Genomic DNA, 25,479 nt, shown 5'->3' with positions numbered 1-25,479 from the left:
TCCTTACACATAAAAAAACGGCCAACGTCGGAAGACGTCAGCCGCTGCTTTTTATGCATAGACCTCGCCTTCCGGCAAGGTCTCACTTACAACAAAAAAGGAATACGTCTGCGTATTCCTTTCGGGTTGCCCGGTGACCGGATGTGGTTTTTCACACATCGTAATGACGATCGACCGGCAATGAAGTTACTCCCCTTTGCAGGTAACAAAGTATGACAGACCATTCAGCCAGTCAATGGTCTGTTACATACCTTTTACACTGTTTTACTTTGGCAATTATAGTTTTACGCTATCAGCCGGAAAAACGACCCCAGTCTGGCGGCGGATCTCAGTCAGCAGTTTGGCGGTAATGCGACTGACTGCCAGCCCCGGATGATTCACCAGATGTTCATCCACCAGCGTGGCGAACAGCTCTGCTTCGTAGAGCATGGTATTAATATGCTGCGGCTGAGTGAGATCCTGCATCTGACTGCCGCGCGGGACAAAGCAGACTTTCTGGCATTCGGAGAGTTTTTCAATCACCAGCGATCCCGCTTCGCCCTGAATCTCGCTTGCCAGTACTGAATCGCTGACTTTTGAGTGCTGCAACGTAACGCTGAAATCACCGTAATCCATCACCACCACGCCGTGGGCATCTACACCACTTGCCAGTAAACTGGCGGTTGCCTGCACGCTTTTCGGTTCACCGAATAATGCCACCGCCGACGCCAGGCAGTAAAAGCCGATATCCATAATTGAACCGTTAGAGAATGCCGGATTAAAGGTGTTGGGATTCTCACCATCCAGATAACGCTGATACCGCGAGGAATACTGGCAATAGTTGAAAAAGACTTTACGCAGTTTGCCGACTTTCGGCAGCGCCTGGCGTAACAAATGAAAGTTCGGCAGGCTGGCGGTTTTAAATGTCTCAAACAGCACCACCTGATTTTCCCGCGCACAGGCAATGGCAGCATCCACTTCCGTCACATTCGATGCCAGCGGCTTCTCGCAAATCACATGAATTTTGTGGCTAAGAAAAAGTTGCGTCTGGGCAAAATGCAGAGCGTTCGGGCTGGCAATATACACCGCGTCAATGGCATCGCTTTCCGCCATCGCTTCCAGCGACGTAAACAGATGCTCGACAGAAAAATCATTGGCGAAGTGCTGAGCCTGTTCAAGGCTGCGGGAATAGACTGCGGTTAACTTGTATTTGCCGCTCTCATGGGCGGCCTCGACGAACTGGCGAGTGATCCAGTTCGTGCCAATCACGGCGAAACGTATCATAACGCGTGGATACTCCATAAAGGGGTTATGGCGTCAATGTAGCACGCCTTTTTCATCTTCGACGTGCGTGGATACGCATTATTCTTTCGCCGGACAGCCATGCTCACTAAACGGCCCAATCATGACCGATGGCCCGAGATATTTCGGCTGGCGATGGAGGATTTTCGCGTCTATCACCGCGCTGACTCTGGCGAGTTTTTCCCGCAGCTGAGTATAAAAGCCATGCTTCATATTCAGGTCTGGCGCGTTAAACCCGATAGCGTCGATGCCGTACTGTTTTGCCAGCCAGATGGCGCGTTGGTTATGAAATTCTTGCGAAATAATGGTGATATGGTTTTCCCCAAACACCTTTTTGGCGCGTACCACCGAATCAAGTGTCGAGAATCCGGCATAGTCGCAGAAGATGGCTTTTGCCGGAACGCCCTTAGCGATTAAAGCCTGTTGCATTCCGGACGCTTCATCGTAATTTTTACGTCCGTTATCGCCACTGACTAACAGCCATTTCACTTTTCCGGCATGGTACAACTCTGCGGCGGTATCAATGCGTCGGGTAAAGTAGCGATTACCCGGCCTCGCTCCCAGTAATAAACCCACGTTACGCGCCGGAACGGCGTTGATATCGCTCCAGGTCAGCTGCTTGCTGGCGGTGACCATTGCGCGATCGGCGATAAAAATGGTCGCTCCTGCCACAAGCAACAATAAACAGGCAATTTTAAGAGTCCGGCGAGAAAAACAAACGCGGCGAAGAAGGCGAGCAAATGCGCGCAGCATGGTCGTTATCCTTAACGAAAAGAGGGGCGTCGATTTTAGGCGTTAATGATTGAAAATATAACGCCTGACATCATTTTCAGATTTTGTCTTGCCCAAGCGACAACTGCGTTAGCCACAGCCGGGTGTCGAACTCAAGCTGGTGGTACTGTGGCTCCATATGGCAGCACAACTGGTAGAACGCTTTGTTATGCTCTTTCTCCTTCAGGTGCGCCAGTTCGTGCACCACTATCATGCGCAAAAACGGTTCCGGCGCATTGCGAAACACGGTAGCGACGCGGATCTCTGCCTTTGCTTTCAGCTTGCCGCCCTGCACACGCGAAACAGCGGTATGTAACCCGAGCGCGTTTTTCAGCACGTGGATCTTGTTGTCATACATCACTTTATTGATCGGCGGGGCGTTACGCAGAAACTGATTTTTCAGATCCTGGGTATATTGCCAGAGGGCTTTATCGGTGGTGTAGTCGTGCGTTCCCGGATAGCGTTTTGCCAGCACATCGCCCAGACGTTGTTCATTAATCAGCGTGCGCACCTGGGAAAGTAGCTGCTCGGGATAACCCTGAAGATAAGTAAGATTGCTCATAACCGCCCACGAAAAAGAGAAAAAGGGTATACTCACGCACCCTTTTCAGGGGCAACGTCGAAATTTTATCATTCAGGAGGGCCGATGAGCCACTTAGACAACGGTTTCCGTTCACTGACACTACAACGTTTCCCGGCGACGGATGACGTTAACCCGCTGCAGGCGTGGGAAGCGGCGGATGAGTATCTGCTGCAACAGTTGGACGATACAGAAATCTGCGGCCCGGTGTTGATCCTGAATGATGCCTTCGGCGCGTTAAGCTGTGCGTTGGCAGAACATAAGCCGTACAGCATTGGCGACTCATATATCAGCGAACTGGCTACGCGCGAGAATTTACGTCTCAACGGAATTGATGAGTCGAGCGTGAAGTTTCTCGACAGCACCGCTGACTATCCGCAACAGCCGGGCGTGGTGCTGATCAAAGTACCGAAAACGCTGGCATTGCTGGAACAACAACTGCGTGCGTTGCGCAAAGTGGTCACGCCGGATACACGTATTATTGCCGGTGCCAAAGCCCGTGACATCCATACATCCACGCTGGAACTGTTTGAAAAAGTGCTCGGCCCGACCACCACCACGCTGGCATGGAAAAAAGCGCGACTGATTAACTGTACATTCAACGAGCCGCCGCTGGCCGATGCGCCGCAGACTGTTAGCTGGAAGCTGGAAGGCACTGACTGGACTATCCACAATCACGCGAATGTCTTCTCCCGCACCGGGCTGGATATTGGCGCGCGCTTCTTTATGCAGCATCTGCCGGAGAATCTCGAAGGTGAGATTGTCGATCTCGGCTGTGGTAACGGCGTTATTGGCCTGACATTGCTCGATAAAAACCCGCAGGCGAAAGTGGTGTTTGTCGATGAATCGCCAATGGCGGTTGCTTCCAGCCGTTTGAACGTTGAAACCAACATGCCTGAGGCGCTGGATCGCTGCGAGTTTATGATCAACAACGCGCTCTCCGGCGTGGAGCCTTTTCGCTTTAATGCTGTGCTCTGCAACCCGCCGTTTCACCAGCAACATGCGCTGACCGATAACGTCGCCTGGGAGATGTTCCACCACGCCCGCCGCTGCCTGAAAATCAACGGTGAGCTGTATATCGTTGCCAACCGTCACCTGGATTACTTCCATAAACTGAAGAAAATTTTCGGCAACTGCACCACTATTGCCACGAATAATAAATTTGTGGTGCTGAAAGCGGTGAAATTGGGGCGTCGTCGTTAAGATTGGGAGCTACCTGCCGGATGCGGCGCATCCGGCAATGCTGTTCATTTCTGGAATCTCGCTTCCATAAAACAAAAAATCCCTGTCACCGCCCCCTGCATTCTCTTGTTTGGCATTTCTCAACGTTTATTCTTCCGTCATACAGATAAATTCATTCGTTGCCAATCTGTCAACGAATGTTATCATATTGCCAATTTGTCAACGGACATGATGAAGAATGCACCTGATCACTCAAAAAGCACTGAAAGATGCTGCGGAAAAATACCCGCAACACAAAACGGAGCTGGTGGCTTTGGGGAACACGATTGCTAAGGGATATTTCAAAAAACCTGAGTCATTAAAAGCAGTGTTCCCATCTCTGGATAACTTCAAATATCTGGATAAGCATTATGTTTTCAATGTCGGGGGCAATGAATTACGTGTTGTCGCAAAGGTCTTTTTTGAATTGCAAAAGTGCTACATACGCGAAGTTATGACTCACAAAGAATACGATTTCTTTACCGCCATTCATCGTACTAAGGGGAAAAAATGATTGCGATTGCCGACATCTTGCAGGCGGGAGAAAAGCTAACTGCTGTGGCACCTTTTCTGGCGGGTATCCAGAACGAAGAACAATACGCCCAGGCGCTGGAACTGGTCGATCATCTGCTGCTTAACGATCCTGAAAATCCCTTGCTGGATCTGGTGTGTGCCAAAATAACCGCGTGGGAAGAATCAGCGCCCGAATTTGCTGAATTTAATGCCATGGCTCAAGCCATGCCAGGTGGTGTTGCTGTGATTCGTACCCTGATGGATCAATACGGCTTAACCCTTTCCGATCTGCCGGAAATTGGTAGCAAATCGATGGTGTCACGCGTTTTGAACGGGAAGAGGAAATTAACGCTGGAACACGCTAAAAAACTGGCAGCGCGATTCGGTATTTCTCCCGCCTTGTTTATTGATTAATGCAACTGCCGGATGCGGCATGAACGCAGCATCCGGCACGTCAAATAACGGTTTAAATCTCCAGCGCAAGCCGTGTTCCCTGGGCAATCGCTCGGCGTGCGTCCAGCTCCATAGCCACGTCGCAGCCGCCAATCAAATGCACGGTTTTTCCTGTATCGATTAAGGGGTGTGCCAGCGCGCGGTTTGGCTCTTGCCCTGCGCAGATCACCACATGATCCACTGCTAATACCTGTGTTTCACCGTTGATCACCACATGCAGTCCGTCATCGTCGATCTTCTGATAACTTACGCCAGGGATCATTTTCACGCCTCGCGAGAGCAGGGTGGTGCGATGGATCCAGCCTGTGGTTTTACCCAGCCCCTGACCTGGTTTACTGGCTTTGCGTTGGAGCATCACAATCTGTCGTGGGCTACGGGGGATCTGCATACCTTGCGAACTTAAGCCACCAGCTTGTTGCAGGCTACTGTCGATGCCCCATTCTGTGCAGAACTCGGCAATATTCTGGCTGGTGGATTCACCAGGCTGACTGAGATACATCGCCGTATCAAAACCAATCCCGCCACAACCGATGATGGCGACTTTGTTGCCCACCGGCGCTTTGTCGCGCAGTACATCCAGATAACTCAACACCTTCGGATGATCGATCCCGTCGATGGGCGGAATGCGCGGCACGATCCCACTGGCGAGGATCGTTTCGTCGAACGCCTGTAACTGATCCGCCGTCACGGTGTGATTGAGTTTCAGCGTCACGCCCGTCACTTCGATCATCCGCCGGTAGTAGCGCAGCGTTTCGTAAAACTCCTCTTTGCCAGGGATCTGTTTGGCGATATTAAACTGACCGCCGATCTCACTGTGAGCGTCAAACAACGTTACCTGATGACCACGCGCCGCCGCGTTAATGGCAAACGCCAGCCCTGCCGGACCTGCGCCGACCACCGCCAGATTTTTTTTCTGCACGGCGGGAAGGATTGGCATTTTGGTTTCATGGCAGGCGCGAGGATTGACCAGGCACGAGGTGACTTTGCCAACGAAGATCTGATCCAGACAGGCCTGATTGCAGCCAATGCAGGTGTTGATCTCATCGGCTCGCCCTGATTGCGCTTTTGACAGCAGCTCGGCATCAGCAAGAAATGGTCGCGCCATCGATACCATATCGGCATCGCCGCGCGAGAGAATATCGTCGGCAACCTGCGGATCGTTAATCCGGTTGGTGGTCACCAGCGGCAGCGAGACGTGACCTTTCAGTTTGCGCGTGACCCAGCTAAATGCGCCGCGCGGCACGGGCGTGGCGATGGTCGGAATACGCGCTTCATGCCAGCCAATGCCAGTATTAATAAGGGTCGCGCCAGCCGCTTCGATGGCCTGCGCCAGCTCTACCGTTTCGGCAAAAGTACCGCCGCCTTCGACCAGGTCGAGCATCGACAGCCGGTAGATAATAATGAAGTCGTTGCCAACGCGTTCGCGCACCGCATGCACTACTTCTATGGCAAACCGCATCCGATTAGGGTAATCGCCGCCCCACTGGTCGCTACGTTGATTGGTGCGCAGGGTCAGAAATTCGTTGATCAAATATCCTTCGGAACCCATCACCTCTACGCCATCGTATCCGGCCTCCCGCGCCAGTTGCGCGCAGCGGGCGAAATTGTCGATCAGTTGCAGGATCTCTTCATGGCTTAACTCATGGGGAACGAAGCGGTTGATGGGAGCCTGCAATGCGGACGGAGCCACCAGATGCGGTTGGTAGCTGTAGCGCCCGGTATGCAAAATTTGCAGGGCGATTTTGCCGCCTTCCTGATGTACGGCTTCGGTAATGGTGCGATGGTGTGGGATCTGGTTGGCGTCATTGAGCATTGCACCGCCTTCCATGCCAACGCCTGTTAAATCTGGTGCGATACCGCCGCTGACAATCAACGCCACGCCGTGACGGGCGCGTTCGGCATAAAACGCAGCCAGCCGTTCAGCGCCGTCCGGGTATTCCTCCAGCCCGGTGTGCATTGAGCCCATCAACACGCGGTTTTTTAACGTGGTAAAACCTAAATCCAGCGGGGCGAACAGCGACGGGTAGCTCATAAAATTGTCCAGTATGTAAAATAATTGTTATGTGGTCGGATGAGTTCTAATTTAGCCGTCGCCGGGGAAAAGGGAAAAGGGGAATGCGGGGTTTGTGATGGGATTCAAAAAGAATACGCCCGGTGGTAACGCCGGATGCGACGCTTGACGCGCCTTATCCGACCTGAGGGAGCGTACAACCAGGGCGGATAAGGCGTTTACGCCGTATCCGCCAGCCGTTGCAAATTACTGCTTACGGAAAAAATCGTTATACAACATATACAAATGCGCGGCACTCCAGGAGAAATTTGGTGCCCCTTGCTGCGCGCCGGTCAGCGGATTGTAATTCTCCTGAATCGGACCATCGGCGGTTAATCCTTTGGCGTGCTGGAAGAACGTATCCGCCAGTTTCAGGGCATCATCGCGATAACCGTAACGCTCCATCCCTTTCAGTCCAAACCAGAACTGATCCACCCATACGCGCCCGCGCCAGTAAATATCCGCGCCAAAAGCCGGATTGGTTAACGCCGCCGTTCCCAGCGGGACAAAGGTGTTGAACTCTTTGGTGTCCAGCATCACCTTCACCACCGCGTCGGCATTGGCCTGCGTTGCCGCACCGTTAAACAGCGGCGACCAGCCTTCCGGCCCTTTACCGCGCTCGACAATCGGTTTGCCTGCGCAGCCGTTTGCCAGCGGTTTATCTTCAATGCGCACGTCATAGTAGAACTGCGTAGTCGGGTCGAACATACAGGTGTTGATGTAGTCCGCGAGCTGCTGCGCCAACTGGCGATAGCGTTTGGCCTCTTCTGGCTTACCGAGGATGGTTGCCATCTCCGCCAGATAATGGTTATCGCTGTACATATAGCTGGCCTGATCCACCGACTCCTGCAACAACGAGTAGCCCAGCAATGTTCCGTCCTGACTGCGGTTTTCGGCGAATTTCACCGTCCAGTCGCTACGTTTGCCGCCGTTAGCGACATATTTATCCAATTGTTCTTTGTCGATAAAACCAAAGACGGCGGCGTCATCACGCCCCGATTCCCACGACGCAGCAACCTGTGCCGGAATTTCCAGACTGTCGTACTGGCCTTTCTCCAGCACGCGGGCGTAGTTGTTCAGCCCAGACTGCGTCTCTTCTTTGTCACCTTTTTTAACCGTAAACAGCATCTCGCCGTTCTCAGTGTTGTGGGCTTTGTCGCGGGTCGCACCATATTCCGGCACGCCGTTGCCGTTGTGATCGCGGTTACGTAACCACCAGTCGTGATAGGCCACCAGTTTCGGGTACATCTCTGCCAGCCAGGCTTTATCCTGGGTGACGTTGTACACTTCCATCACCGACCAGGCGGCAAGGCTGGGTTTGGTGTTACGTTCGTTCCAGTTGCCGCCGTCACCGCCGCGCTCGGGGCTAAGGTTCCACGCAATCAGGTCGGGGACAAATCCCACATCCTGCGGACGCACGGCGTCGCCGGGCTGGATCTGCCAGGAGAAGACCGCGCGGATATTCTCTTTGGCGATGTCTGGATTGAAATGCGCCATCGCAAACGCCTGCTTCCAGGTATCCCACGGCCAGGTCTGATTGCCGGAGAACCAGCGCCCGGTTACCGACGGCGTAACGGTGTTGTATTTCACCGCACCGCCAGGCGAGCGCCAGTTACCGTTAAGCGTTTCGATTGCTTTCACCGCGACGCGCGTCTGTTCCGGCGTCGCATCCGGATTGGTTAACCCTTTCTTCAGATACTCTTCCCAGCGTTGCTGCGAGGCGGTGAAATAAAACGCCGGACGCGCCAGAATATCGCGGATCTGCATCTGCTCTTTGCTAACTTCCTGGGCGGTCAGCAGATGGGAATAGGTGGTATAGAGCGTCGTCGGACCGTTGATATGAGCCTTACTGGTAAAGCGATTGCCGCTGATTTCAGTCTGCACAGGCAGGGATTTATGCACCTGATATTCCGACTCGCCGGAGGTCAGCAGATCCCAGGTGGCGCGCACTTTGCCAAAGGTGACTTTCAGGCCATCACGGGTGGCGCTGATTTTGCGTTGATAATCAGGGTACTCGCCAGCAATGGTTTTATCGGAAAGCGGTTTCCCTTCCTTTGCTTCCAGTTTTTCCAGCAGCTCGCCATCCCACACCAGATCCAGCGGTTTATCGCTGGTGATTTTGGTTTCCAGTAGTGAGGTGCGCGGCGTGGCGAAGCGCAGGGTCATTTCAACCTGCACATCTTTTGCTGTCAGTTTTTGCACCAGCGCGCCGGGAATACTGTATGCCTCCAGCGTGAAGTCGACTTTCTTGCCGTCCTGCCAGACGGTCAGGCGGTCGAAATTGGTCGCCATAAAGTTGATGTACTCTTCTGTCAGCAGCGCAACGCCCGGAAAACCGCCCATGGTGTTCGGGCCGTCTGGCAACAAGTGACCATGCCAGGCGCCGAGATCGAAAAACGGATTAAAACGCTGGTGATCGTCGTAATCGTAATCCTTCATGTACTGCGGCGCGCCAGTACGGTTAATCACGTTTTTATAATTGTCGGCGTTAGCGGCATGGGCGGAAAAACTTATCAGCAGAGCGCAGGTTACTGGCGTTAAAATAGTTTTGATTTTCATGAAATTACAGTCCTTATTACCAGTAGAAATATTGCATCAGGAAGATTTGGTCGCTGGGATCGTTAGAGGCATTTTTCATGTAGAAGCGGCTATCAAAAGCCGTTGCGAAACGTCCGCCGCCGTATTCGTACCAGATACCAAACTGCATGAAAGAGGTGGTTTCATCGTCAGCGTGGTCAGGGCGATGTTTGGCGTAGGTGTAAGCGGTGGAGAGATAAACGCCTTTTAACGCTTCATACATGGCGCTCACCATCATCCCACTTTCACTTCCCGGTACGTCCAGCCCGTCGGCGCGTCCGGTCTGGTGCCAGGCGCGGGCAGCGAAGTTAGGGGTAAGCAGGCCAGTGAGATAGAGTTGTCCTGTGCCGTCGGTGATTTCCAGACCGTTCATCCAGGTGACGCCTTCGGCAAGGTCATACTGGATGTAACCGTTCATCATTGCCGGATAGGTGTATTTGTCGTCGTAGCGATCGTATTTGCCAAAATGCAGCCAGGCCTTGCTTTCGTCATGATGTCCGGCAGGCGTGGCGGTGACGCTATAACGAAAGTTGCCGCTTAAGTTCTGTACCTTCAGCGCGGTCATAATGTCGCGGGTATTGGGAATGACGTAGCCCAGATCGGGCGTGAAATCGCCCCACCATTGCAGGTCATCCAGCGAGGAATCCTGGCGCAGGCTGAGCATGATTTCGGTGCCATCGTTGGTGCGATAACCGCCATAAAAACGGTTAATCCCACCTTCAAAACCGCCCCAGCTATGGTCAGGCACCCAGGCATTGCCGTCGTGGTCGGCCTGCACGGTCCAGCCTTCGCCGTAAATCAGGCCGAACCAGGATCCATATTTCATCTCCAGACCGCCTTCGATATAAGTTCCGTCGCTGTATTTATGTTTATTCTCACCCTCTAAATCCATATACCCACCAACCCCTAATTCACCATAAAAACGAAATGAAGGAGAAGATGTTGAGGTAATGGCGGGTGTTTTTGTGTCGTCATGTTCTGCCGGACGCACTTCTTCAGCGGCCGCAGAAAACGCGTAGCAAAACGGCAGAGCAAGTAATGCTCTGCATGGTGCAGTGATTAATTTCATTGTGTTAATCCATGAGCTAAAGAAAAAATGCAGCCTTTTATCGTTGTAATTATAAAAATATTAAGGCAGAAACTATTTTCCCTCTCCCCATCCAGGAAGAGAGAAAATGCCTGCTCATTTTTTATTAGTCTGCTTAATCAACATTGTTGGCTGGCGTCGCTTCAATATGGCGCTCTTCAGCCGTGAGTCCCTTTATATATTTACTGTATTTCCACCACGCAAAGCCGAGGAAGATAACAATACCGCCGACGTTATAAAAAATGATGGTCAGAATATTCGCACCAGTCGGGAATGTCGAAGCGACAAATCCTACGGCAAATATCGCAATCAGCATTGAAACAACGATAATACCGGTGCGGCGGGAACCCATACGGAAATCGCGTGGCAGGTGATCTAATTTGGCGCGTAAATTCAGATACGCCAGCATGATGAATAACGGCGGAAGCATGGACGCTGCGGCAGTCATATTTATAATGGTATTCATCAGATCCTGCACGGTATTGGAGCCGAGCATCGGGATAATCATCAGTGGGATGACGATCAGGAACTGGATCCACGCTGCGCGCGCCGGAACGCCGTTTTCGTTCAGTTCGACGGTTTTCTTACCAAAGATGCCTTCCGGGATTTCGGAGAAGAAAATTTTCACCGGCGTTGCGGTCCACATCAGCAGGGAACCGAACATCGCAGTAAAGGAAACAAGGCCAACAAAGCGATTCATCAACGCTTCCGGCAGACCAAAATACGCCGCCATGCCGTGGAACACCTGTACCGATCCGCCAGTAAATTTCAACTCTTTGCTGCTGACGAAGACGTTAATCAGCACCGAGGAGACGGAATATAGTACGCCGATAAAAATCCCGGCGAGGATGATCACTTTAACGAACGATTTCGAACCGCCTTTGACGTCGTTAACGTACACCGCGACGGACTCCGCGCCGCCTGCGGCCATAAAGATCCAGGTGGTAACGCCGAGGAACGCCCAGTTGAAGTTCGGGATCATCGCGTCAACGGTGATCGGATCGGCAGGCTGTACGCCGCCAACCAGCGCCGTACCTGCCAGTAAGATGTAGGAGAGCGTTAACAGCAGCATCAGCGTTGAAGTGACGGAGGTGATTGGCCCCAGCATTTTCGCCCCGTTGGTAGAAACCCAGGTGGAGAAGGCGAACAGCACCATACTGATAATGGTGGTAGCAACCGGCGTCATAATATATTCGTAGCCGAGGAAGGCATATGAAGCGTAAGCAATAACGCGCGGCAACAGCGAGGTGAAAAAGAACAGGTTTACGAACCAGTAGGTATAGGCAGTAATAAATGCCCAACGTCCGCCCAGCGAGCTTTTTACCCACGCGTAGACACCGGCTTCCGAGTTTTTGTTTAACGAGACAAATTCTGCGATGATCAGACAGAAGGGAATAAAATAAAAAATCGTTGCGAGGAAAAACATCGGCGCCGAGGCCAGTCCAAGCTCAATATTATTATTGATAACGTTGTTAAAGCTGTAAACGGCGGCAAAAGTCAGCGAGAGCAAGCCGAATTTGCCGATTGTATTACGTTTGGTATCAGACATAACACATCTCCGAAAATGAGTAGGGTAGCGGTGGCGGCAAACTCCTTTTGCCGCCGTAGTTGTTATTTGTTATGGAAATAACCATCTTCGATGGTGACTTTGAGAACGACTTTTTTGACCGCGTTATTGCAGATAAAACGATATGCTTCATGGATATCGCAAATAACGATTTGCCCTTCGTGAACCTCGACGGTTTCTCCGCAGCCTTTTAAATATTCACGGTCAGTTTCATCACGATAATATTCCACGACCTGTAATGTCTCTTTCGGCGCATATTCAATTTTTTGCTGCCCTTGCAGGTAGTAATGCACTTCAAAATAGCGTCGATGCCCGGTAAATAGCGCATCGGTCGCGGAGTCATTTTCCACACGGTAGGTCAATGAGTCACCGATGGAGTGGGCGACGCCAGGCTGAATGTTGTCGATATTTTCAATCGCTTCAACGCAGCGTTGCCACTTCTTGCCAGAGGCGTAAATCTGGCGGAACTGTTCTAAGTTATCGATGATCCTCATTGCTTATTCTCGCTGTGCAAATTCGTGGAAAAGAACCCTGCGCCGAACTCATACGACGCCAGGCTTTGCGCGGTAGCTTCTCCGCCAGAAACCGGCAGCAACGTAAAGCCGTAGCTGAAGTCACGGAACCAGACGCGCCAGGAGTCCAGCACCTCGCTGCCCCAGGAGTTGGAGCCGAGGCCAAGCAGTTGGTGGTCAAGATTCAGGGTGATGTCATCACTGCGCCGAAGTTCGTTGCAGTGTTGCGCGGCGTGGATGTTCTCCTGGGTGTAGTGCCAGGCGCTGAAGTTAATTGGGCGCTGCGGAACCACCAGCAGTCCGTTGCCGTGGCGATTAGTTAGTGCCGTCCAGCGAACATGCTGACGGTTGCCGTTGTTCTGCGGGAAGGGATAGTTCTCGAACATGGCATCGACGTTGCTGCGCCAGATATCGATGATGTTAGCCTGCTGGCTGTCGGCGTAGTTTTCGCCCGGTCCACGTCCGTAATACGCCACCTGGTCGTATTCGCCGTTAATTCCCATGGTGAAACCGATGCATGGAATGATGTGCGGATAGTCGCCGTAACGCTCGCCGGAAAGCGCCACGTTAACCTGTCCATCGGCAGCGATGCGCCAGATGTAGGTGCAGCGCATCCCGAAGTCAAACACTGGCGGGGCAATAACTGTGCGGCTGATGATCAACACTTCGCCATCACTTTGCTCAACGGCAAAGTCGCGCAGATGTTCCTGCATGATCTGCAAATGATTCGGCTGCCACAGCCCTTCGTACTCCTGCTTGTGGTTGTCGATCATTGGTTTGAAGAAGTTGATCTTTGGCTCGCGAGTCAGCAGCGACTCGCCATTCACCTGCCAGGATGTCGGTTTGCCACTCATTTTTGAGAAGGTGATCGCGAAGTTGTAGCCGCGAACGGTGCAGCTCAAACGTTCGTCTTCCAGCGTCAGCGGACGAGCATTATTCGGCGCGAAAGGCACCGGCTGTGCGGTGTTTTCCTTCAGCGGGAACTGATAAGTGGCGATAGGGTGTCCGGCTTCGCTGTAGCGGGTACGGGAATCCTTGGTCACTGTAATGTTGAGGAACGCTTCGCGGGCGTCCAGTTGCGGCAGCGTAATGTGCAATGGCGCTTCGCTGTTTGGTGCAACGTCGCGCAGCTTAATCTGCTGCGTTGCGAGCGTTTCACCTTCGGCGCGCACCTCTGCGTGCAGGGTGTAGTCATCAAGCGTGGTAAACCACAGTTTATTTTCGACTTTCAGCTCGCCGCGAGTCAGATCCAACGCGTGGATTTTTACCGGCGCAATAACCTGTTTGTACTCTTTCAGACCTGGTCCCGGCGTTTGATCGGAATAGATCAAACCATCAAGACAGAAGTTATAGTTGTTGGGATAGTCGCCGTAGTCGCCGCCGAATTTATACCAGACGTTGCCGTTGTCATCCTGCGCCTGGATCCCGTGGTCGCACCATTCCCAGACATAATGTCCCTGAATGCAATCGTGCTTATAGAAGACGTTCTGATATTCCGTCAGCCCGCCAGGTCCATTCCCCATCGCATGAGCGTATTCGCAGATGATGCGCGGCTTCGGATGCGGGTATTCACCAAACTCATTCATCAGCGGTACGCGGGTGTACATGGTGGAAATAATATCGACCACTTCAGCATCGCGATCTTCTTCGTAATGCACCAGACGCGTGTCATCGAGCGCCTTCGCCGCGTGGTACATCGCGCGGATGTTACAGCCATAGCCGGATTCGTTGCCCAGCGACCAGATGATGATCGACGGATGGTTTTTCTGCGCGTGAATATGGCGAACGATGCGCTCGACGTAGACCTTTTCCCACTGCGGATCGTCGGTTATGCGGCTGATATCGCCGACGTTAGCAAAGCCGTGCGATTCGACGTCGGTTTCCGCCATCACAAACAGGCCGTAGATATCACACAGTTCGTAGAAACGCGGATCGTTCGGGTAGTGAGCGGTACGCACGGAGTTGATGTTGTGCTGTTTCATCAACTGAAGATCTTTCTCGACGCGATCCATCCCAACGGCGCGGCCTTTGCGATGATCGTTGTCGTGACGATTGACGCCGTGCAGCATCACATAACGGTTATTGATCCAGAACAGACCGTCGCGCACTTTGATATCACGGAAGCCGACGCGTTGTGGCACCACTTCCAGAACGTTGCCGTCGGCGTCTTTCAGCGTCATGACCAGATGGTAAAGATAAGGAGATTCTGCCGACCATTGCTGCGGCTGTTCGACAGTAAAAGCAAAGCTGGCGCTGGTTATTTTTTCAATTGCCAGATGAGGAATGGCGCTGCTGTGCACCACGCGTTCGCCATCAAACAGGGTATATTCCAGCGTCGTAACGACAGGGGCGGCGGCGAGATTTTCCAGCATCACTTCGCAGGAGAGCGTGGCATCGCAATAGGCTTCGTCAAAGTCGGTGCGCACGGTGAAATCGTTAATGTGCGTCGGTTGTTTACCGATCAGATAAACATCGCGGAAGATCCCTGCCGACCACCACATATCCTGGTCTTCCACGTAGGTGGAATCCGCCCACTGCATCACGCGCACACACAACAGGTTGTCGCCGGTTTTAACCATCGCACTGATGTCAAACTCTGCGGTCAGGCGACTGCCCTTGCTGAAACCCACATACTGACCGTTAACGTAAACTTCAAAATAGGTTTCGACGCCGTCAAATTTAATCAGTGTCTGCTTGCCCTGCCAGCCGTTGCTGAGGGTGAAAATACGTTGATAGGCACCGGTTGGGTTATCGCTGGGGACAAACGGCACATCGATGGGGAACGGAAAACCTTCGTCGGTATATTGCAGTTTGCCGTGACCTTCCATTTGCCACATGGCGGGGACGGTAATATGCCCCCAGTCAGCCATTAACTCAGAGGTGAAGGCTTCAGGCACTTGCAGCGGGTGGTCAAAAAAGTGGAAATTCCACTGGCCGCTTAAGGGCAGAAACAGGCTGCTGGTTTCGCGGGCAAAGGTACGCGCCTGCGTAACAGAATCATATGAAAAAAAGTACGCACGCGGCGCAAGTCGGTTTTCGTGGGTGAGCTGAATGTTTTCCCAGCGATTCATAGGGCCTCCCGGTAGAGAGAAATCGGAACCATTCGTGGTGATGGTAGTTTGTGTAATTGCTGGGGAGTTTAGTAAAATTTTTACTAAAAAGTAGCGGGTAAATGCATTTACTTTAACTGGATCACGAAAATAAACGGCAGCACTGTCCGGCAAAAACGATTGCCGGACAGTGTGTAAGGGGATTTAGCGGGTGGTGCCGCGCAGTTTTAATTTGCTGGGAACGAACACTAACAGCGGCAGCGCGCGACCATCGCGAGCCTTTTCATACAACAGGTTAACGCCCTGGCTTCCCATCATTTCGGAATGGATGCGCACGGTTGAGAGCGGCGGAAAGGTAAATCGCGCGGTGGGGATGTCGTTGACGCTGATAAGCGAAATATCCTGCGGGATGTTCAGGCCGCGTTCATGAATTGCCCGCAGTACGCCAATGGCAATGGAGTCGGAAGCAACAAACAACGCCTTCGGGTAGTCTTCCCGCGCCAGCATTTGCTTTGCCAGTTCATAGCCCGACGAACTGGAAAAACCGCCGCGCCAGATGTCCTCTTCGCGTACCACTTGCTTCAGTCGGCCATATTCCGCAAAGGCGACCTCACGAATATCCGCCTTGCCAGGCTCATCTTCGCCGCCAATAAAACCAATACGATTAACGCCCTGATCGATGTAGAAGTCGATGATTTCCTTACTGATGCGTGCCAGATCGATATCCACCGCATCGTAACCGCTGCCGGGTTCGTGAAAGTCGATAAAACAGATATTGTCGGTCAATGCGCTGGCGGCGGCGCGCAGGGCAGGCGTGGGTTTGCCGACAATCAAAATGCCGGTGACGTTTTTAATGTCCGGCAAGCCGTTGTGTTCATAACAGTTGGTCAGTTCGATCGCCAGCTTTTCGCACTGGGTTTCAATGCCGTGGCGGATCGCCAGATAGTAAGGATCGTTGATCTCCAGCTCCTGTTGGTAGCTGTAGATAGCCAGAATATGGTGTTGGTTGACTGCGCCTGTCTGTAGTTTTCGGGCGCTACTGGTCTTGTACTCCAGCTTTTCGGCGATCTCAAGAATGCGATGTTTCGTCTCTTCTTTCACATTCAACGTCGGATCGTCATTTAAGACCCTGGATACTGTCGCCAGGGATACGCCAGCTTCGATTGCGATGTCTTTTAGTGTTGCCATGTTTACCTTTTTTACTTTCCCTGATGTGCGTCTCCATTGTAGAGGAAGTGCTTATCGGGTCACCTGTTTTCAGTAAATAAAGCGCGTTTCTTTGACGCTGTAACGGTAACACAGCGGCTCACGAATGTGATCACGCCTGCATTCTCCATTTTTAGCCTACAGGATTGAGAAAAACCTTTGCTATAGTTTAGTAAAATTTTACTTGAAGGAGGGAACAATGGAAACCGTGGCTTACGCTGATTTTGCACGTCTGGAAATGCGCGTCGGGAAAATTGTGGATGTGAAACGCCATGAAAACGCCGACAAGCTGTACATCGTACAGGTTGATGTGGGGGAAAAAACGCTGCAAACCGTGACCAGCCTGGTGCCGTACTACAGCGAAGAAGAGCTGATGGGGAAAACGGTGGTGGTCTTGTGCAATCTGCAAAAAGCGAAAATGCGCGGTGAAACCTCGGAATGCATGCTGTTGTGTGCGGAAACCGATGACGGCAGTGAAAGCGTACTGTTAACGCCGGAACGGATGATGCCTGCGGGCGTGCGAATCGTATAAAGAGATCGGATGGCGACGTTGCATCGCCATCCGATTTGATATTACGCTTCTTCGACACTTACTCGCATGGCCGCCAGCGCCTTACGCGCCGCTTTGATCACCAGTTCACACTGTTCAATGGTCAGCGTCAGTGGCGGTTCAATGCGGATCGTTTTGGCGTTGTTGAGCGTGCCGGCAACCAGCACGCGCTGGCGGAACATCTCGCTGGCAAAGTTGTAGCCGATTTCGTTATCAACAAACTCAATCGCCATCAACATCCCTTTACCACGCGCTTCCTGTACCAGATCGGGATATTCCCGCGCCAGTTGACGGAAACCGTCCAGCAACATATCGCCTTTTTGTTCAGCCTGAGCCGGTAAGTTTTGTTCCAGCAACACATTGATGGTCGCCAGCGCCGCCGCACAGGCCAGCGGGTTGCCGCCAAAGGTGGTGGTATGCAGGAACGGGTTGTCGAACAGGACTGAGAACACCTCTTCGGTAGCAATAGTTGCGCCAATTGGCATCACGCCGCCGCCGAGGGCTTTCGCCAGACACAGGATGTCCGGCTGTACGTTCTCATGCTCGCAGGCGAACATCTTGCCCGTGCGCCCCATGCCCGTTTGCACTTCATCGAGGATCATTAGTGCGCCGAACTCATCGCACAGCTTACGCACGGCGGTGAGATAGCCCGGCGGCGGCAGAATGACGCCACCTTCGCCCTGAATCGGCTCAAGGATCACCGCAGCCACATCATCACCGGTTTTTTTGCACTCGCTAAGAGCCGTGCGCATGGCTTCGATATTGCCAAACGGTACATGACGGAAGCCCGGCAGCAGCGGCATAAACGGTTTGCGGAAGGTCGATTTCGCCGTGGCTGACAGCGCGCCAAGCGATTTACCGTGGAACGCGCCGCTGGTGGCGATAAAAGTAAACTTGCCGCGCGGTGACTGATAAGCCTTCGCCAGTTTCAGCGCCGCTTCAACGGACTCGGTACCGCTATTACAGAAGAAGCTGTATTTCAGTTTACCGGGCGTTAGCGCGGCAAGGGTTTTCGCCAGCATCGCCCGTAATGGGTCGAGCAATTCCTGACTATGCAAGGGCTGTTTCGCAAGTTGATTCTGTACGGCGGAAACCACAACTGGATTACGGTGCCCCACGTTGAAAATGCCAAAACCTCCCAGGCAGTCGATAAACTCCTGTCCCTGGGTGTCGACAAGCGTATTTAAACCTCCCGCTTGCCACTCTACGGCTCCGTAATCCCCGCCGGCGGTAACAGATTTGCGATACTCTAAAAACCCCGGATTGACATGCTCTTTGAAGTATTCAATCACCTCCCGGTTAAGTGCTTTCATCTCCTCATGATCCAGCGTTCGCTTCTCTATGAGATTCAGGGCGTGGGCGCTGCACGCTAAAGCCGATGCGCTCGAAGGTAACCTGTTCAAAATATGCTCCAGAGGCTCGCGTATCACATGATACCGATTTAAGTATTGCAGGGATTGCGCCACTCCGGTTGCGATCGCGAAAATCGGGATAAACACAAATTACGTTATCATTTATGCAACATTTAATTCCAATTGTTAACCATTGTTGTTATTTTGCACGATTTTTATCGGGCGCACCTCCTGTTATCAAGGAGTAAATGCACCATGCCAGGGCAATAATTGCCTGATTGTTGAGCAATATAATAAACGTGCCGGGATAGTACCCAAATGAAAGTATTTTAAATCAATGAATTAGGTTTTGTGCTTTAATCGAAAATTGCGATCTAAATCAAATTAAACCACTAAAGATAACCGCACCGGAGCCGACATAACTTCTGACAAGAAGTTAACAACAATATAACCTGCACAGGACGCGATTATGTCTTCTCATCCGTATGTCACCCAGCAAAATATCCCGCTGGCTGACGATACCACTCTGATGTCTACTACCAATCTACAAAGCTATATCACACATGCTAATGACACTTTTGTGCAGGTTAGCGGCTATACCTTGCAAGAGCTACAGGGGCAGCCGCATAACATGGTGCGCCATCCGGATATGCCAAAAGCGGCCTTTGCTGATATGTGGTACACCCTGAAACAGGGAGAACCCTGGAGTGGTATTGTGAAAAATCGGCACAAAAATGGCGATCATTACTGGGTGCGAGCGAATGTGGTGCCGATGGTGCGCGAGGGCAAAATTAGTGGGTATATGTCGATTCGCACGCGGGCGACGGATGACGAGATCGCAGCGGTAGAGCCGCTGTACAAGGCGCTGAATGCCGGACGCACAAATAAGCGTATTCATAAAGGTCTGGTGGTGCGTAAAGGCTGGCTGGGAAAACTGCCTTCATTGCCGCTTCGCTGGCGGGCGCGTGGAGTGATGGCGCTGATGTTTATCGTGCTGGCGGCCATGCTTTGGTTTGTTGCTGCCCCGGTGGTGACGTATTTCCTCTGCGCGTTAGTGATGTTGCTGGCAACTGTCTGTTTTGAATGGCAGATAGTGCGCCCGATAGAAAATGTTGCCCGTCAGGCACTGAAGGTGGCGACCGGAGAACGTAATAGTGTTGAGCATTTGAATCGCAGCGATGAGCTGGGGCTGACATTACGCGCGGTAGGGCAGCTTGGCCTGATGTGCCGCTGGTTGATTAATGATGTCTCAAGCCAGGTGTCCAGCGTCAGAAACGGCAGCGAGACGCTGGCGAAAGGCACAGATGAACTGAATGAGCATACTCAGCAGACGGTAGATAACGTTCAGCAAACGGTGGCGACCATGAACCAGATGGCAGCGTCGGTAAAACAGAACTCTGCCACGGCGTCGGCTGCCGATAAACTTTCTATTACCGCCAGTAATGCGGCGGTGCAGGGCGGGGAAGCGATGACCACGGTGATCAAGACGATGGATGATATTGCTGATAGTACCCAGCGCATTGGCACCATTACTTCGCTGATTAACGATATTGCGTTTCAGACCAATATCCTCGCTCTGAATGCAGCGGTGGAAGCGGCACGCGCCGGAGAACAAGGCAAAGGTTTCGCGGTGGTTGCGGGTGAGGTGCGTCATTTAGCCAGCCGCAGCGCCAATGCTGCCAACGATATTCGCAAGCTGATTGATGCCAGTGCTGATAAGGTGCAATCCGGTTCGCAACAGGTACACGCCGCCGGACGGACGATGGACGATATTGTGGTGCAGGTAAAAAACGTCACGCAGTTGATCGCCCAGATCAGCCATTCAACGCTGGAACAGGCCGATGGGCTTTCCTGCCTGACCCGTGCGGTAGATGAGCTTAACCTGATCACCCAGAAAAATGCCGAACTGGTGGAAGAGAGTGCGCAGGTGTCGGCAATGGTGAAACACCGCGCCAGCCGACTGGAAGACGCGGTGACGGTGCTGCATTAATCGGTGTGCCGCATTCGGCGGTTGGTACACAATGCCTGATGCGATGCTGGCGCATCTTATCAGGCCTACGGGTGGGTGTAGGCGGATAAGGTGTTTACGCTGTATCCGGCAGTTGGAGCACAATGCCTGATGCGATGCTGACGCATCTTATCAGGCCTACGGGTGGGTAGACGGATAAGGTGTTTACACCGCATCCGGCAGTTGGTGATTAATCCAGTTGCGTAATATCAAAAGCGGCGCGGTCGATCACCGCAATGATCTTTTTTATCTGCGCGTCGGTGATATCGCTCTGGTTGACGCGTAAGTCCAGCACCGCTTTAAAATTATCCAGCGCCCGCTTCATTTGCGGGTTCTGGCGCAGCGCCGCACCAACACAACGCGCTTTGATGCGTTCCTCAATCATCTCTACTTGTTCGCGGTTTTCTTCCAGCCACTGCGCGCCCTGTTCGGTCAGCGCAATCTGCTTCTTGCCGCCTTCCTCTTCGCGAATGGTAATTAGCGACTGCTCCTGGAGAAAATCCAGCGTCGGGTAGATGACGCCAGGGCTTGGGGTGTAATTCCCCTGGGTCAGATTCTCAATCGCTTTAATCAACTCATAACCATGGCTGTCATCGCGCGAGAGAATATCCAGAATTACCAGTCGCAATTCACCGTGACCAAAGAAACGCTGCCGACGACCGCCGCCGCGACCGTGGCGACCACCGCAGCATTGACCGTGTTCATGCTGGTGACCGTGCCCGCAGTGCTCGTGTTCTGACTTCTCACCTTTGCAGCAGCCTTCATGGCGTGGCTGGCCTTCATGTTTACAACACCCTTCGTGATGATGGCTCATATCAGCCTCCTTTTGCTTAATTAGATATATCTAATTTATATCTGATATGTGAGTTGCTGCAAGTACAAAAATGATTTTTAAACGCAAATGTACTCAACATGTAGGCCGGATAAGGCGTTCACGCCGCATCCGGCAGCCTTGCTACGGTGCTGAATGACTTCATATACTTCAGATATATCAGTATTACAAATTGCTTGCATTTATCATGATTAACAATCATTATCATTTGCGAATTTTATTTAGATATATCTGATTACCATCACGAAGGCGATAACAATGAATAACTCTCCCCGCTACCCACAGCGCGTTCGCAATGATCTGCGCTTCCGTGAACTGACCGTGTTACGCGTTGAGCGCATCAGCGCCGGTTTTCAGCGCATTGTCCTCGGCGGCGAGGCGCTGGACGGTTTTACATCGCGCGGTTTTGACGATCACAGCAAACTCTTCTTTCCTCAACCTGGCGCTCACTTTGTACCGCCAACGGTAACTGAAGAGGGTATCGTCTGGCCGGAAGGGCCACGTCCACCGTCGCGCGACTATACGCCACTGTATGATGAGCAGCGCCATGAACTGGCGATCGATTTCTTTATTCATGACGGTGGTGTCGCCAGCGGCTGGGCGATGCAGGCACAACCGGGCGATAAACTCACAGTAGCCGGACCGCGTGGTTCACTGGTGGTGCCGGAGGATTACGCGTATCAGGTGTATGTCTGTGATGAATCCGGAATGCCCGCACTGCGTCGACGCCTGGAAACGTTGAGCAAACTTGCCGTTAAACCACAAGTTACCGCGCTGGTCAGCGTGCGGGATAACGCCTGTCAGGATTATCTCGCGCACCTTGACGGTTTTAACATCGAGTGGCTGGCGCATGATGAGCAGGCGGTGGACGCGCGTCTGGCACAGCTGGAAATTCCTGCCGATGATTATTTCATCTGGATAACCGGCGAAGGCAAGGTGGTTAAGAATTTAAGCCGCCGCTTTGAAGCGGAACAATATGACCCACAGCGGGTACGCGCAGCGGCTTACTGGCACGCAAAGTAATTGATATATGAAAAAAGGCTGACGATTTCTCGTCAGCCTTTGCTGTATCTGGTGGCCCCTGCTGGACTTGAACCAGCGACCAAGCGATTATGAGTCGCCTGCTCTAACCACTGAGCTAAGGGGCCATGGTAGCGGATTATAAAGTAACTCCGTGCTGCAATCCAGCCATTAGCGCGCGGCTGCTGTTTTTATAAACAATGTGTTTTCAATTCGTTATACTTCCTGCGAGTTGTGTTGTTCAGGAGTTAATATGGTTGACGATATTCTTGCGCCAGGATTGCGTGTGGTGTTTTGTGGCATCAATCCGGGTCTTTCTTCCGCAGAGTCTGGCTTTCCGTTTGCCCATCCGGCAAATCGCTTCTGGAAGGTGATTTATCAGGCCGGATTTACCGACCGTCAGTTGAAGCCGCAGGAAGCGCAGCATCTGCTGGATTATCGTTGCGGCGTTACCAAACTGGTAGATCGTCCAACGGTGCAAGCCAATGAAGTTTCAAAGCAGGAGCTGCACGCAGGCGGGCGTAAGCTAATTGAAAAAATTGAAGATTACCAACCACAAGCGTTGGCGATTCTGGGGAAACAGGCGTTTGAGCAAGGATTCAGCCAGCGTGGGGCGCAGTGGGGAAAACAAACGCTCACTATTGGTTCGACGCAGATTTGGGTGTTGCCGAATCCCAGCGGTTTAAGTCGCGTTTCACTGGAGAAACTGGTTGAGGCGTATCGGGAACTGGATCAGGCGCTGGTGGTGCGTGGGCGATAAAAACGCCACCGAAAAGGTGGCGTTTGTGCAGAGGGACTAGTGCCGGGTGCGGCGTAACGCCTATCCGGCCTACCGATTAATCGTCCAGGAAGCTACGCAGCACTTCAGAACGGCTCGGGTGACGCAGTTTACGCAGCGCCTTCGCTTCGATCTGACGGATACGTTCACGGGTAACGTCGAACTGTTTACCCACTTCTTCCAGCGTGTGGTCGGTGTTCATGTCGATACCGAAACGCATACGCAGAACTTTCGCTTCACGCGCGGTCAGGCCAGCAAGCACGTCGTGCGTTGCCGCACGCAGGCTTTCAGTGGTCGCAGAATCCAGCGGCAGTTCGAGGGTGGTATCCTCGATGAAATCTCCCAGATGCGAATCTTCATCATCACCGATCGGCGTTTCCATGGAGATTGGCTCTTTGGCGATCTTCAGCACTTTGCGGATTTTGTCTTCCGGCATCAGCATACGTTCAGCCAGTTCTTCCGGCGTCGGTTCACGACCCATTTCTTGCAGCATCTGGCGAGAAATACGGTTGAGCTTGTTGATGGTCTCAATCATATGCACCGGAATACGGATGGTGCGCGCCTGATCCGCGATAGAGCGGGTGATCGCCTGACGGATCCACCAGGTTGCGTAGGTGGAGAACTTGTAACCACGACGGTACTCGAATTTATCAACTGCTTTCATCAGACCGATGTTGCCTTCCTGGATCAGATCGAGGAACTGCAAGCCACGGTTGGTGTATTTCTTAGCGATAGAAATAACCAGACGTAAGTTCGCTTCAACCATCTCTTTCTTCGCACGGCGGGCTTTCGCTTCACCGATGGACATGCGACGGTTAATGTCTTTAACCTGCTCAATGGTCAGGCCGGTTTCTTCTTCAATCTGCTGCAGTTTCTGCAGGGCGCGATGCACTTCTTCAGAGACATCGTGCAGTTTTTCCGACCACGGCTTGTTCATCGCAATTGCCGCGTTGAACCAGGTATCGCTGGTTTCGTTGCCGGTAAACAGGGTGATGAAGTTTTTCTTCGGCATTTTGCACTGCTCAACGCAGAGCTTCATGATCAGACGTTCTTGTGTACGAACGCGATCCATCATGACGCGCATACTGTTGACCAGGTAGTCAAACTGCTTCGGCACCAGGCGGAACTGTTTGAATACTTCAGACAGTTTCAGGATCTCTTCCTGAGCAGCAGCGTGGCTGCGGCCTTTCGCTTTGATGGTGTCACGCGTTACAACGTACTGAGCGCGCAGTTCAGCAAATTTTTCACGAGCCAGTTCCGGGTCGATGCTGTTGTCATCGTCGGCACTGTCGTCGTCGGCATCTTCTTCGTCTTCATCTTCGTCATCGTCCAGATCTTCTTGAGAAAGCTCTGAACCGACGTGAGTGGCGGTTGGCGCCAGATCTTCTTCTGCGTTCGGGTCAACAAAGCCAGTGATCAGATCGGACAGACGCGCTTCTTCTGCTTCAACACGATCGTACTGTTCCAGCAGATAGGTGATCGCTTCCGGATATTCAGCAACGGAGCATTGAACCTGGTTGATCCCGTCTTCGATGCGTTTAGCGATGTCAATTTCGCCTTCGCGGGTCAACAGTTCAACGGTGCCCATTTCACGCATGTACATGCGTACCGGGTCAGTCGTACGCCCGATTTCAGATTCCACGCTGGAAAGCACCTGCGCGGCGGCTTCGGCAGCATCTTCGTCTGCTGTGTTTTCAGCCAGCATCAGGTCATCGGCATCCGGCGCTTCTTCCATCACCTGAATGCCCATGTCATTGATCATTTGGATGATGTCTTCGATCTGATCGGAATCGACGATATCTTCCGGCAGATGGTCATTGACCTCGGCATAGGTCAGATAGCCTTGCTCCTTACCACGGGTGACAAGAAGTTTCAGCTGTGACTGCGGGTTTTGCTCCATAAGACGGTATCCACACTTATTTCATGAGGTTGGTGTTGGGCGATTGACCGGATATCATTCAGACGTTAATACTGAAATCCAACGGTTGTTTACCGCCAACGATAATTACGAGGGCGTACTTATATCATTGCCGCTGCCTCTCAGTGCGGCTGTCGGGGGCTTCCCGATCGC

Annotated in this window: 20 protein-coding genes and 1 tRNA gene; 7 read left to right on the top strand and 14 right to left on the bottom strand. The window is 52.4% G+C overall.

Annotation, left to right across the window (positions count from 1 at the left end):
* Window positions 1-276 precede the first annotated feature (276 nt).
* The 3 genes from HEN21_RS04105 to HEN21_RS04095 all read right to left on the bottom strand — a co-directional run bounded on the left by HEN21_RS04105 (window position 277) and on the right by HEN21_RS04095 (window position 2,614).
* Window positions 277-1,263: a Gfo/Idh/MocA family protein gene (locus HEN21_RS04105; protein WP_176251841.1), complete on the bottom strand. Its 987-nt coding sequence runs from the start codon at window positions 1,261-1,263 to the stop codon at window positions 277-279.
* Window positions 1,264-1,341: 78 nt separating this feature from the next.
* Complete coding sequence (locus HEN21_RS04100; RefSeq protein ID WP_016231472.1) at window positions 1,342-2,034, bottom strand: SanA/YdcF family protein; 693 nt, start codon at window positions 2,032-2,034, stop codon at window positions 1,342-1,344.
* A gap of 76 nt (window positions 2,035-2,110) precedes the next feature.
* The gene (locus HEN21_RS04095) at window positions 2,111-2,614 is read right to left on the bottom strand and encodes a M48 metallopeptidase family protein (RefSeq protein WP_105492360.1); all 504 of its coding nucleotides are present in this window, start codon (window positions 2,612-2,614) and stop codon (window positions 2,111-2,113) included.
* Between the two features lie 84 nt (window positions 2,615-2,698).
* On the opposite strand from HEN21_RS04095, the gene rlmG reads away from it, so the two are divergent.
* The 3 genes from rlmG to higA all read left to right on the top strand — a co-directional run bounded on the left by rlmG (window position 2,699) and on the right by higA (window position 4,780).
* On the top strand, window positions 2,699-3,835 hold the full coding sequence (rlmG, locus tag HEN21_RS04090) for a 23S rRNA (guanine(1835)-N(2))-methyltransferase RlmG (protein ID WP_000018652.1): 1,137 nt from the start codon (window positions 2,699-2,701) through the stop codon (window positions 3,833-3,835).
* 217 nt (window positions 3,836-4,052) lie between these two features.
* Window positions 4,053-4,367: a type II toxin-antitoxin system toxin HigB gene (gene higB, locus HEN21_RS04085; RefSeq protein WP_176251842.1), complete on the top strand. Its 315-nt coding sequence runs from the start codon at window positions 4,053-4,055 to the stop codon at window positions 4,365-4,367.
* Window positions 4,364-4,780, top strand: a complete 417-nt coding sequence (gene higA, locus HEN21_RS04080) for a type II toxin-antitoxin system antitoxin HigA (RefSeq protein ID WP_000560254.1) — start codon at window positions 4,364-4,366, stop codon at window positions 4,778-4,780. Before higB ends, higA begins: the two co-directional genes overlap by 4 nt.
* A gap of 52 nt (window positions 4,781-4,832) precedes the next feature.
* Here the strand turns inward: higA and fadH are convergent, their stop codons facing one another.
* The 7 genes from fadH to ebgR all read right to left on the bottom strand — a co-directional run bounded on the left by fadH (window position 4,833) and on the right by ebgR (window position 16,850).
* Entirely contained in the window at window positions 4,833-6,851 is a 2,019-nt protein-coding gene (gene fadH, locus HEN21_RS04075; protein ID WP_176251843.1) for an NADPH-dependent 2,4-dienoyl-CoA reductase, read from the bottom strand.
* Window positions 6,852-7,076: 225 nt separating this feature from the next.
* Entirely contained in the window at window positions 7,077-9,428 is a 2,352-nt protein-coding gene (gene ygjK, locus HEN21_RS04070) for an alpha-glucosidase (protein ID WP_176251844.1), read from the bottom strand.
* A gap of 16 nt (window positions 9,429-9,444) precedes the next feature.
* Window positions 9,445-10,515 carry a protein YgjJ gene (gene ygjJ / locus HEN21_RS04065; RefSeq protein ID WP_176251845.1) on the bottom strand — a complete coding sequence of 357 codons (1,071 nt, stop codon included), beginning with the start codon at window positions 10,513-10,515 and terminating at the stop codon, window positions 9,445-9,447.
* Between the two features lie 133 nt (window positions 10,516-10,648).
* Window positions 10,649-12,082: an amino acid permease gene (locus tag HEN21_RS04060; RefSeq protein ID WP_001285444.1), complete on the bottom strand. Its 1,434-nt coding sequence runs from the start codon at window positions 12,080-12,082 to the stop codon at window positions 10,649-10,651.
* 62 nt (window positions 12,083-12,144) lie between these two features.
* A complete protein-coding gene (locus tag HEN21_RS04055) occupies window positions 12,145-12,594 on the bottom strand; it encodes a beta-galactosidase subunit beta (protein ID WP_001219943.1) in 450 nt (149 codons plus the stop codon).
* Window positions 12,591-15,683, bottom strand: coding sequence for a beta-galactosidase subunit alpha (gene ebgA, locus HEN21_RS04050; RefSeq protein WP_176251846.1), 3,093 nt, complete (start codon window positions 15,681-15,683; stop codon window positions 12,591-12,593). The genes HEN21_RS04055 and ebgA overlap by 4 nt, the downstream gene beginning before the upstream one ends.
* 183 nt (window positions 15,684-15,866) lie before the next feature.
* Window positions 15,867-16,850 (bottom strand): transcriptional regulator EbgR, encoded by a 984-nt coding sequence (gene ebgR, locus HEN21_RS04045; RefSeq protein ID WP_000212439.1) that lies wholly within the window; start codon window positions 16,848-16,850, stop codon window positions 15,867-15,869.
* 217 nt (window positions 16,851-17,067) lie between these two features.
* Between ebgR and HEN21_RS04040 the strand changes: the two genes are divergently transcribed.
* Complete coding sequence (locus HEN21_RS04040) at window positions 17,068-17,400, top strand: tRNA-binding protein (protein ID WP_000450586.1); 333 nt, start codon at window positions 17,068-17,070, stop codon at window positions 17,398-17,400.
* 41 nt (window positions 17,401-17,441) lie between these two features.
* Here HEN21_RS04040 and ygjG read toward each other — a convergent pair whose 3' ends face one another.
* Window positions 17,442-18,821 (bottom strand): putrescine aminotransferase, encoded by a 1,380-nt coding sequence (gene ygjG / locus HEN21_RS04035; protein ID WP_001309772.1) that lies wholly within the window; start codon window positions 18,819-18,821, stop codon window positions 17,442-17,444.
* A 418-nt stretch (window positions 18,822-19,239) separates the two neighbouring features.
* Between ygjG and aer the strand changes: the two genes are divergently transcribed.
* Window positions 19,240-20,760 carry an aerotaxis sensor receptor Aer gene (gene aer, locus HEN21_RS04030; RefSeq protein ID WP_016159749.1) on the top strand — a complete coding sequence of 507 codons (1,521 nt, stop codon included), beginning with the start codon at window positions 19,240-19,242 and terminating at the stop codon, window positions 20,758-20,760.
* Window positions 20,761-20,968: 208 nt separating this feature from the next.
* Here aer and nfeR read toward each other — a convergent pair whose 3' ends face one another.
* On the bottom strand, window positions 20,969-21,592 hold the full coding sequence (nfeR, locus tag HEN21_RS04025; protein ID WP_000018005.1) for a DNA-binding transcriptional regulator NfeR: 624 nt from the start codon (window positions 21,590-21,592) through the stop codon (window positions 20,969-20,971).
* A gap of 276 nt (window positions 21,593-21,868) precedes the next feature.
* Here nfeR and nfeF point away from each other — a divergent pair, with 276 nt between their 5' ends.
* Entirely contained in the window at window positions 21,869-22,633 is a 765-nt protein-coding gene (nfeF, locus tag HEN21_RS04020; RefSeq protein WP_105285400.1) for an NADPH-dependent ferric chelate reductase NfeF, read from the top strand.
* A gap of 49 nt (window positions 22,634-22,682) precedes the next feature.
* On the opposite strand, the gene HEN21_RS04015 is transcribed toward nfeF, so the two are convergent.
* A tRNA-Ile gene (locus HEN21_RS04015) sits at window positions 22,683-22,758 on the bottom strand.
* Between the two features lie 125 nt (window positions 22,759-22,883).
* On the opposite strand from HEN21_RS04015, the gene mug reads away from it, so the two are divergent.
* Entirely contained in the window at window positions 22,884-23,390 is a 507-nt protein-coding gene (mug, locus tag HEN21_RS04010) for a G/U mismatch-specific DNA glycosylase (protein ID WP_016159751.1), read from the top strand.
* 76 nt (window positions 23,391-23,466) lie between these two features.
* Here the strand turns inward: mug and rpoD are convergent, their stop codons facing one another.
* On the bottom strand, window positions 23,467-25,308 hold the full coding sequence (gene rpoD / locus HEN21_RS04005) for an RNA polymerase sigma factor RpoD (RefSeq protein WP_000437367.1): 1,842 nt from the start codon (window positions 25,306-25,308) through the stop codon (window positions 23,467-23,469).
* Window positions 25,309-25,479 lie beyond the last annotated feature (171 nt).

It is taken from the genome of Escherichia sp. 93.1518 (assembly GCF_013368915.2).
GTDB lineage: Bacteria > Pseudomonadota > Gammaproteobacteria > Enterobacterales > Enterobacteriaceae > Escherichia > Escherichia ruysiae.
The sequence above is the reverse complement of the archived record's forward strand: the minus strand, read 5'-3'. Positions and strand labels throughout refer to the sequence as shown.

What these genes read in the sequence shown, in the direction of transcription:
- HEN21_RS04040 (WP_000450586.1), top strand. Translation starts at nt 17,068, where the DNA reads ATGGAAACCGTGGCTTACGCTGATTTTGCACGTCTGGAAATGCGCGTC.
- HEN21_RS04105 (WP_176251841.1), bottom strand. Translation starts at nt 1,263, where the DNA reads ATGATACGTTTCGCCGTGATTGGCACGAACTGGATCACTCGCCAGTTC.
- nfeF (WP_105285400.1), top strand. Translation starts at nt 21,869, where the DNA reads ATGAATAACTCTCCCCGCTACCCACAGCGCGTTCGCAATGATCTGCGC.
- ygjK (WP_176251844.1), bottom strand. Translation starts at nt 9,428, where the DNA reads ATGAAAATCAAAACTATTTTAACGCCAGTAACCTGCGCTCTGCTGATA.
- HEN21_RS04095 (WP_105492360.1), bottom strand. Translation starts at nt 2,614, where the DNA reads ATGAGCAATCTTACTTATCTTCAGGGTTATCCCGAGCAGCTACTTTCC.
- higB (WP_176251842.1), top strand. Translation starts at nt 4,053, where the DNA reads ATGCACCTGATCACTCAAAAAGCACTGAAAGATGCTGCGGAAAAATAC.
- HEN21_RS04055 (WP_001219943.1), bottom strand. Translation starts at nt 12,594, where the DNA reads ATGAGGATCATCGATAACTTAGAACAGTTCCGCCAGATTTACGCCTCT.
- ebgA (WP_176251846.1), bottom strand. Translation starts at nt 15,683, where the DNA reads ATGAATCGCTGGGAAAACATTCAGCTCACCCACGAAAACCGACTTGCG.
- higA (WP_000560254.1), top strand. Translation starts at nt 4,364, where the DNA reads ATGATTGCGATTGCCGACATCTTGCAGGCGGGAGAAAAGCTAACTGCT.
- ebgR (WP_000212439.1), bottom strand. Translation starts at nt 16,850, where the DNA reads ATGGCAACACTAAAAGACATCGCAATCGAAGCTGGCGTATCCCTGGCG.
- rpoD (WP_000437367.1), bottom strand. Translation starts at nt 25,308, where the DNA reads ATGGAGCAAAACCCGCAGTCACAGCTGAAACTTCTTGTCACCCGTGGT.
- mug (WP_016159751.1), top strand. Translation starts at nt 22,884, where the DNA reads ATGGTTGACGATATTCTTGCGCCAGGATTGCGTGTGGTGTTTTGTGGC.
- aer (WP_016159749.1), top strand. Translation starts at nt 19,240, where the DNA reads ATGTCTTCTCATCCGTATGTCACCCAGCAAAATATCCCGCTGGCTGAC.
- fadH (WP_176251843.1), bottom strand. Translation starts at nt 6,851, where the DNA reads ATGAGCTACCCGTCGCTGTTCGCCCCGCTGGATTTAGGTTTTACCACG.
- ygjJ (WP_176251845.1), bottom strand. Translation starts at nt 10,515, where the DNA reads ATGAAATTAATCACTGCACCATGCAGAGCATTACTTGCTCTGCCGTTT.
- HEN21_RS04100 (WP_016231472.1), bottom strand. Translation starts at nt 2,034, where the DNA reads ATGCTGCGCGCATTTGCTCGCCTTCTTCGCCGCGTTTGTTTTTCTCGC.
- rlmG (WP_000018652.1), top strand. Translation starts at nt 2,699, where the DNA reads ATGAGCCACTTAGACAACGGTTTCCGTTCACTGACACTACAACGTTTC.
- HEN21_RS04060 (WP_001285444.1), bottom strand. Translation starts at nt 12,082, where the DNA reads ATGTCTGATACCAAACGTAATACAATCGGCAAATTCGGCTTGCTCTCG.
- nfeR (WP_000018005.1), bottom strand. Translation starts at nt 21,592, where the DNA reads ATGAGCCATCATCACGAAGGGTGTTGTAAACATGAAGGCCAGCCACGC.